Annotated in this window: 9 protein-coding genes; 5 read left to right on the plus strand and 4 right to left on the minus strand. The window is 69.9% G+C overall.

Annotation, left to right across the window (positions count from 1 at the left end; all coding sequences use genetic code 11):
- Nucleotides 1-165 precede the first annotated feature (165 nt).
- Nucleotides 166-1,332, minus strand: coding sequence for an acyltransferase family protein (locus AC1DYP_RS22985; RefSeq protein WP_477048289.1), 1,167 nt, complete (start codon nt 1,330-1,332; stop codon nt 166-168).
- A gap of 317 nt (nt 1,333-1,649) precedes the next feature.
- On the opposite strand from AC1DYP_RS22985, the gene ygiD reads away from it, so the two are divergent.
- Nucleotides 1,650-2,423: a 4,5-DOPA-extradiol-dioxygenase gene (gene ygiD / locus AC1DYP_RS22990; RefSeq protein ID WP_477048290.1), complete on the plus strand. Its 774-nt coding sequence runs from the start codon at nt 1,650-1,652 to the stop codon at nt 2,421-2,423.
- Nucleotides 2,424-2,653: 230 nt separating this feature from the next.
- Nucleotides 2,654-3,388 (plus strand): glutathione S-transferase, encoded by a 735-nt coding sequence (locus AC1DYP_RS22995; protein WP_477048291.1) that lies wholly within the window; start codon nt 2,654-2,656, stop codon nt 3,386-3,388.
- A gap of 205 nt (nt 3,389-3,593) precedes the next feature.
- On the opposite strand, the gene AC1DYP_RS23000 is transcribed toward AC1DYP_RS22995, so the two are convergent.
- Nucleotides 3,594-4,046: a DUF2147 domain-containing protein gene (locus tag AC1DYP_RS23000; protein WP_477048292.1), complete on the minus strand. Its 453-nt coding sequence runs from the start codon at nt 4,044-4,046 to the stop codon at nt 3,594-3,596.
- 237 nt (nt 4,047-4,283) lie between these two features.
- Complete coding sequence (locus AC1DYP_RS23005) at nt 4,284-4,982, minus strand: DJ-1/PfpI family protein (RefSeq protein WP_477048293.1); 699 nt, start codon at nt 4,980-4,982, stop codon at nt 4,284-4,286.
- Between the two features lie 103 nt (nt 4,983-5,085).
- On the opposite strand from AC1DYP_RS23005, the gene AC1DYP_RS23010 reads away from it, so the two are divergent.
- The gene (locus tag AC1DYP_RS23010) at nt 5,086-6,099 is read left to right on the plus strand and encodes a GlxA family transcriptional regulator (RefSeq protein ID WP_477048294.1); all 1,014 of its coding nucleotides are present in this window, start codon (nt 5,086-5,088) and stop codon (nt 6,097-6,099) included.
- A gap of 75 nt (nt 6,100-6,174) precedes the next feature.
- Complete coding sequence (locus tag AC1DYP_RS23015) at nt 6,175-6,843, plus strand: outer membrane protein (protein WP_477048295.1); 669 nt, start codon at nt 6,175-6,177, stop codon at nt 6,841-6,843.
- A 50-nt stretch (nt 6,844-6,893) separates the two neighbouring features.
- Here the strand turns inward: AC1DYP_RS23015 and AC1DYP_RS23020 are convergent, their stop codons facing one another.
- The gene (locus tag AC1DYP_RS23020) at nt 6,894-7,460 is read right to left on the minus strand and encodes a DUF1003 domain-containing protein (protein ID WP_477033159.1); all 567 of its coding nucleotides are present in this window, start codon (nt 7,458-7,460) and stop codon (nt 6,894-6,896) included.
- A gap of 140 nt (nt 7,461-7,600) precedes the next feature.
- On the opposite strand from AC1DYP_RS23020, the gene AC1DYP_RS23025 reads away from it, so the two are divergent.
- Nucleotides 7,601-7,780, plus strand: a complete 180-nt coding sequence (locus AC1DYP_RS23025; RefSeq protein ID WP_477033160.1) for a YegP family protein — start codon at nt 7,601-7,603, stop codon at nt 7,778-7,780.
- The last annotated feature ends 113 nt before the right edge of the window (nt 7,781-7,893 follow it).

Genomic DNA, 7,893 nt, shown 5'->3' on the forward strand with positions numbered 1-7,893 from the left:
TTGTGGCGGGAACCCCTCTCTCCGCCGCAAGGGCGGACGAGTGGCGCGCCGGCGCGCCAAGGCGCCTCAGGTGTCAGCTGAACCAGGGGTTCCCGCCACAAGGGCGGGAATGACGGTTGAACGGGCGCAGGGCCGTCGACTGCTGCGAACGCTCAGAACCGAACCCTACCGCTTGCCCCGCAGCCACGGCGCCAGGCGGTCCTGCAGGGGCTGGTCGACATAGGTGTGGAACAGCCAGGCCGCGCCCATGGCGATCGGGAAAGAGGCCAGCCACATCAGCCACTGCCAGCCGATGCCGATCGGCACGGTCTCGATCAGCTTGTGCACCGCGCTCCAATAGATCACCCCCACGAAGATGTGGGTGATGAACAGGGCGAACGACAGCTTGGCGCCCTCCTCGATCCAGGCCCTGGGACGGCGGACCGGCAGGCGGCCCGCGCCCAGCACGACGGCGGCGATGGCGGCCAGGCACGGGATGTCGAAGATCAGCTCGTCGGGCAGGGCGTAGCGGTCCAGCGGCTGCATGGCGACCAGCAGCACGAAGCCGCCGATCAGCAGCACCTTGGCCGCCCGCTCGGACGGCCAGTTCATCTCGACCGCTCGCGCCAGGCAGACGCCCAGGATGAACAGCGGCAGGGCCCGCACGACGCCGAACCGGAACTGCAGGTCCGACAGGGCGTGGTCGAACACCAGCCGCGCCACCACCTCGCAGGCCGCGAAGGCCAGGGCCCCGGCCAGCGGCAGGATCCACGGCCAGCGCACCTTGTCGGCCGCCCGCCACAGCCAGGGGAACAGCGCGTAGCAGACCACCAGGGCCGACAGCGACCAGCTGGGCAGGTTCCAGCCGTCGCTGTTGAAGCCCCAGGCGTGGACCAGCAGGGCCTGGACCGGCAGCTGGTCCCAGGCAAAGCGCGAAGGCTTGTGGGCGTCGGTGCCCGCCGCGTTCAGCACCAGCACCAGGGCGGCCATCATGGCCAGCACGATCAGGTGGCCCGGCCAGACCCGTCCGACCCGGCGCACCCAGAAGCGGCCGTGGCTGATCCGCCCCGTCAGGGTCGAGGCCCCGTAGGCCCGGCCCAGCACGTAGCCCGACAGCATCAGGAAGAAATCTGTGGCCAGGAAACCGCGCGAGAACACCTGGCCGAAGCGCTCGATGCGCATCGGGCCCTCGGCCCCGAAATGGTAGATGACGATCAGCAGCGAGGCGAGCAGCCGCAGCAGGTCCAGCGCGCCGCCGCGCGTGGCGATCCGGGCCGGGCGCTCGGCCACGGCGGCGACGGGCGCGGGCGTCGCCTCGTCAGGCGTCATGGGGGGAAGGACGGGTACGTTCACAACGCTCTCGCCTTAACAAAGCCGAGCCCCCCGGGAAAGCACGTGTGACTCCGGAGCGCGCGTCACGGCGACACAGCCTGAGACTGTGGCCGAAGGGGCGCGGTTTCGCACCGGCCTATAGGCCCTCCCCCGTGAGGGAGGCGATCGCGCAGCGATCGGTGGGGGGAGTTGTAGGACAGCTGTCGTTCGACCACGCCCCCTCCGTCGGCTTCGCCGACACCTCCCCCACAGGGGGAGGAACTGCGCGCCGCGCCCGTTGAAAAGCCGACGAGCAATCCTATCTGTAACTTCTACAGTATCTAATCGGACCACTGCTCATGACCGCCCGCCAACCCGTCCTGTTCCTCGGCCACGGCTCGCCGATGAACGCCATCGAGGACAACGCCTGGAGCCGCGCCTGGGCGGACCTGGGGCGGGACCTGCCGCGCCCCAAGGCGGTGCTGATGATCAGCGCCCACTGGGAGACGCGCGGGGCCAGCGCGGTCAGCGCGGCCGAGCGCCCCGAGACCATCCACGACTTCGGCGGCTTCCCCCAGGCGCTGTTCGACGTGCGCTACGACGCGCCGGGCGATCCGGCCCTGGCCGAGCGGGTGGCGGAAATCCTGTCGCCCGATCCGGTCGTCCAGCACCCGACCCGGGGCCTGGACCACGGGGCCTGGGGCGTGCTGCGGCCGATGTATCCGGACGCCGACGTGCCGGTGGTGCAGCTCTCGCTGGACCGCGGCCGCCCCGACCGCTGGCACTACGAGGCCGGCAAGCGCCTGGCCGCCTTGCGTGACGAGGGCGTGCTGATCGTCGGCAGCGGCGACATCGTCCACAACCTGCGCGCCGTGAACTTCCGCACCGGCGAGGTTCCCGACTGGGCGCCGCGCTTCAACGAGACGGCCAAGGCCCTGATCGCCGCCGGTGACCACGACCCGCTGATCGACTGGCGCGCCCTGGGCCCCGACGCCGACGCCGCGATCAACAGCGCCGAGCACTACCTGCCCCTGCTCTACGTGCTGGGCGCGCAGGAGGCTGGCGAGCCGGTGTCGTTCTTCACCGACGACGTCTTCGCGGCGATCTCGATGACGAGCGTGCGGGTGGGGTAGCGATCCTCTTTCACCATCACTCAAATCTCGCCGTCATTCCGGGCCTTGTGCCCGGAACCCCTCTGTCCGCCGCAGGTGCGGAGGTGTGGCGCGCCGGCGCGCCAAGGCGCTGCACCGTCGGCTGAACCAGGGGTCCCGGGCACAAGGCCCGGGATGACGGTTGAAAGGGAATGGCGGAACGATCGCGCCCCGACCTCGCATCCTTTCCGCCCTGAACCAGTTCTCCCCGCATGACCTACCAACTGCATTACTGGCCCACGATCCAGGGACGCGGCGAGTTCGTGCGCCTGGCGCTGGAGGAGGCCGGGGCGGCCTATGTCGACGTGGCGCGCGGCGACGAGGAAAGCGGCGGCGGCGAGGAGGCCCTGATGGCCGACATGGCCGAGCACGAGCGCTCGCCGTTCGCCCCGCCCTATCTGGTCGACGGCGACCTGGTGATCGGCCAGACGGCCAACATCCTGCTGCACCTGGGCCTGCGCCACGGCCTGGCGCCGCGCGCCGAGGGCGGGCGGCTGTGGGTCAACCAGCTGCAGATGACCATCGCCGACCTGGTCGCCGAAGCCCACGACGTCCACCACCCGGTGGGCATGGGCCTCTATTACGAGGACCAGAAGGAGGAGGCCGCGCGGCGGGCCAAGGAGTTCCGCACCCAGCGGATCAAGAAGTACCTCGGCTGGTTCGAGACGGTGCTGGAGCGGGCGCCGAAGGGCGCCAAGGGGAAGCAGTGGCTGACCGGCGAGGACCTGACCTACGCCGACCTGTCGCTGTTCCAGGCGGTCGAGGGCCTGCGCTACGCCTTCCCCCACGCGATGAAGCGGCTGGAGCCGAAGCTGGAGCGCGTGATCGCCGTGCGCGACGCGGTGGCGGAACGGCCGAACATGGCGGCCTATCTGGGGTCGGAGCGGCGGATCGCGTTCAGCACCGAGGGGATCTTCCGGGCGTATCCGGAACTGGATCCGGGGTAGCGGGTCTATCCGCTCGCTCCAAACCCCCACCGCCGTCATCCTCGGACTTGTTCCGAGGACCCCTGCCTCAACCGCGAAGAAGGTTGATCCGTGAAGCGGTGAGGCCGCGGACCGATCCCACCGACAACCTGGCGGACAGAGGGGTCCTCGGAACAAGTCCGAGGATGACGGGCGTCGAGTGAAGCGGTGTACTAAGCGCCGAGCCTCAGCTCGACGGCGTGCTCGCCGCCACCACGTCCACGCGGCGCCAGGTCTGCGACTTGCAGAACAGCAGCAGGCAGCCCTTGGCCTTCATGGTGCTGGCGTCGGGGAAATCGGCGGTGCCGCTGAGGGTCATGTTCAGGTCGGGCACGAAGACCTTGCCCTTCCAGCTGCCGTTCTTCTGCAGCTGGAAATCGCGCAGCAACTGCAGGCCGATCAGGTTGGGCGTGCCGCCCTTCTTGGCGTCGGCCTTGGCGTCGTCATTGGCCCAGACCACGTTGCCGCAGGCGCGACCGCCGCCGCAGGGCTTGATCTCGACATGGACGGTGTTCTTGGGATTGCGCCAGACGCCGTAGGTGAACGCGTCCTCCGCCGACGCCGGTGAAACGACGGCCAGACCGGCCGCCAGGCCAGCGGCCGCGGTCAGCACGACGAGAAACGACTTCATCCGACGCATGCGTGATGTCTCCGACACACAAGCGTTTTGAGGCAGGTTCGTGTTCGGATCAAGTCTGGGCGGTTTTCGCATCCCCAGCCGTCGCCCCGGGCCTCGCGCCCGAAACCCGCTGCCCAGCTTGACCTTGAGATATGGACGGTTCGCCGGCGAGCCGCTCCCGCCAGGCCTGCGGCGGAGGGGCGGATCCCGGACGCGAGGTCCGGGAGGGCGGCGCCCAGAACGGCGATCGCAGCAGCCTCATGCGTCGACCCTCAACGCCTCCGCCGCCGTCCGGGCCGCGGCCCAGCGCTCGTCCATGCCGTGGCCGTAGAGCTTCTGGATGCGCTCCAGCACCGCGGCCGGGGCGGTCTCGGGGCGGCCGGAGTCGAACGGCGGGTGCGGCGCGTATTCCACCGCCAGCTGGATGGCCTGTGCCGTCTCCTCGCCCGCGATCTCGGCCACCACGGTCAGGGCGAAGTCGATGCCGGCTGTCACCCCGCCGCCGGTGAACACGTCTCCGTCGCGCACCACCCGGGCCGGGTCGGGCGTCGCGCCGAACAGGGCCAGCTGGTCGCGCCAGGCCCAGTGGCAGGCCGCCCGCTTGCCGACCAGCAGCCCGGCCGCGCCCAGCAGCAGCGAGCCGGTGCAGACCGAGGTCACGTAACGCGCCCCCGCCGCCAGCCGGCGGACCTGGGCCAGGAAGGCCTCGTCCGCCATCGCCTGGGTCGTGCCGAAGCCGCCGGGCACGCACAACAGGTCGCAATGCTCGACGTCGGCCAGCCGCGGCAGGTGGGCGAAGACCAGGCCGTCGGCCTCGATCTCGCCGCCCGCCTCGCTGGCGGCCACCACCTGGGCGCCGGGCAGGCGGCAGAGGATCTGGTGCGGGCCGGTGAAGTCCAGGTGGGTGACACCGGGGAACAACGCGAACACGATGTGGAACGGCGCGGGTTTCGGCATGGGGAGGCCCTCCTGTTGACGCCGCACCATCGCCCGCCTAGCGTCTGACAGAAATGACATAGTTCCCTCGATATCCGCCAAAGCCGCCTTGAGAGGCAGAGCCATGACCCGCGACATCGGCTTCCTGATCTTCCCCCAGTTCCAGCTGCTGGACGCGGCCGGGCCGATCGCGGCGTTCGAGATCGCCGGACGCATCGTGCCTGGAGCTTATCGCCTGCATCTGCTGGCCCGCGAGCCAGGGGCCGTGCCCAGCTCCTCGGGCGTGGCCATGACCGCCAAGGGCTTCGACGAGACCCCGCCGCTGGACACCCTGATCGTCTCGGGGGGCGAGGGCACGCGCACCCCGGCGATCTGCGAGGCGACCCTGGCCTTCGCCCGCCAAACCTTCCGCACCGCGCGCCGCACGGCCAGCGTCTGTTCGGGGACCTATGTCCTGGCCGCCGCCGGCCTGCTGGACGGTCGCCGGGCGACGACGCACTGGCAGCGCTCGCAGGATTTCCAGCGCCGCTATCCGGCCGTTCGGCTGGAGCCCGACCGGATCTTCGTCCAGGACGGATCGCTGTGGAGCTCGGCCGGCATCACCGCCGGCATCGACATGGCCCTGGCGATGATCGGCGCGGACCTGGGCGAGGAGGTCGCCCGCCGCACCGCCCAGCAACTGGTGGTCTATCACCGCCGCCCCGGCGGCCAGTCGCAGTTCTCGGCCCTGCTGGAGATGAAGGGCGGACGCTTCGACGGCCTGCTGGCCTGGGCCCGCGAGAACCTGGCCCTGCCCCTGACCGTCGACCAGCTGGCGCAGCAGGCGGCGATGAGCCCGCGCAACTTCGCCCGGCTGTTCGCCGCCGAGACCGGCGCCACCCCGGCCAAGGCGGTCGAGCGCCTGCGGGTGGAGGCGGCGCGCGCCCTGCTCGACAGCCAGCCCCTGCAGGTCGAGGACGTCGCCCTGGAGACCGGCTTCGGCGACCAGGAGCGCATGCGCCGGGCTTTCGTCCGCGCCTTCGGCCAGCCGCCGCAAGCCCTGAGACGCGCCGCCCGCGCCTCGCAACCGCCCCCCGCAACCGATTGTTGCATCGGCGCCATAGGTCGTCACAAACGGTCAAGCTTGAACAACCTCTGATTTACGACACCGGTGAACCCCTCTACCCGGGCGCAGTCCGATCACGGACGAGTACCTATTTCGGGGGAAATACCTATGCGTCTGCTCATCACCACCGCCGTGGCCGCCCTGGCCATGGCCGGCGCCGCCGTCGCGCAAACCGCCGGCCCGGCGCCCGCTCCGGCCGCCGCCGCCGCGCCTGGCGTCAGCCAGTACATCTCGGTTTCCGGCGGCTTCATCGGCAAGACCGACTACGACTACGGCTTCGCCGGCGGCTACAAGGCCGACAGCGACGTCGACGCCGGCGCTCAAGGCGCGATCGCCTGGGGCTCGACGGTCGGCGGCAACTGGCGCGCCGAGATCGCCCTGGGCTACCGCAGCCAGGACAGCGACACCGTCGTCACCCTGAACGGCGCGAAGATCGGCGTCACCGACGGCAAGGTCGAGACCCTCAGCGTCGACATCAACGGCTATTACGACTTCCCGGTCGCCGGTCCGGTGAAGCCCTATCTGGGCGCCGGCATCGGCGTGGCCCAGGTGAAGTTCAGCGACGACCTGATCGACGACAAGGGCGACGCCCTGACCCTGCAAGGCATCGCCGGCGCCAGCTTCGCCGTCGCGCCGCGCATCTCGCTGTTCGTCGAGGGCCGCTACCAGTACACCGGCTCGATCAAGATCAAGACCACCAGCCCGTCGGGCGAGCGGGAAGAGAAGCTCAGCATGACCGGCCCCGGCGCCCTGGTCGGCGCGCGCTTCGCGTTCTAAGGCTTCGACAAGACGAGGGGCGCGCCGGTCAGCCGGCGCGCCCTTTTTCGTTACGCGCCGCGCTCTTCCGCCATCCGCGCCACCTGGGCCTTCAGGATCTCCAACGCCTCGGTGTTGCAGCGCAGGATCTCGACGACCTCCTGCTCGCGCAGGGCGTCCAGCTTGTCGTGCAGCCGCATGATCTCCAGCTCGGCCCGCAGGTTGACGACATAGTCGTGCTCGGCGTTCAGCCGGTCCTTCGTGGCCTGGCGGTTCTGGCTCATCATGATCACCGGCGCCTGGATCGCGGCCACGGTCGACAGGATCAGGTTGAGGAAGATGAACGGATAGGGGTCGAACGACAGGTGCAGGGGCTTCAGCCCCACGTTCAGCCCGATCCACAGCGCCAGGCACAGCGAAAAGCCGCCGATGAACGCCCACGAGCCGCCGACCGCCGCCACCTTGTCGGCCAGCCGGTCCCAGTAGGTGCGGTCGTCGGCCAGCAGCGCCTTGTTCAGGCCCGTGGGGGCCTCGGCGGCGATCAGGTCGATGACGCTCTTCTGCACCTCCGTCAGCCCGCCATAGGGCGTGGCCAGCAGGTCGCGCGACAACTGGTCGAGGCGTTGGTCCGGGGTCATGGGCGGCTCCGAAAGAAGGAATTGTAAAAGATGCGCCTGAGGGCCGGACGCAAGCGGCGCGCGATTGACGCCCGTCCCGCCCGGGTCGACGGTGCCCGCGTCGGCTTGACGACACAGTAAGAGCACAAGGAGCGATCCCCATGGCCCACAAGTTTCTGATCAAGAAGAACAAGGGCGGCGAGTTCGTCGCCTACTTCACCTACAACGGCGAGACCATCTTCTGGACCGAGGGCTACGCCTCGAAATCGGCGGCCAAGAACGCCATCGAGTCGATCAAGAAGAACGGTCCCGACGCCGAGACCGACGACCAGACGGACTAGGTCCGCGCCAGCGCGGCCCCCTCAGTCGCTTCGCGACAGCTCCCCCAAAGGGGGAGCATCGGCACGGACCAGATCCTCCCCCTCTGGGGGAGGTGGCCCGGAGGGCCGGAGGA

The organism is Caulobacter sp. P1_D6 (assembly GCF_056406095.1).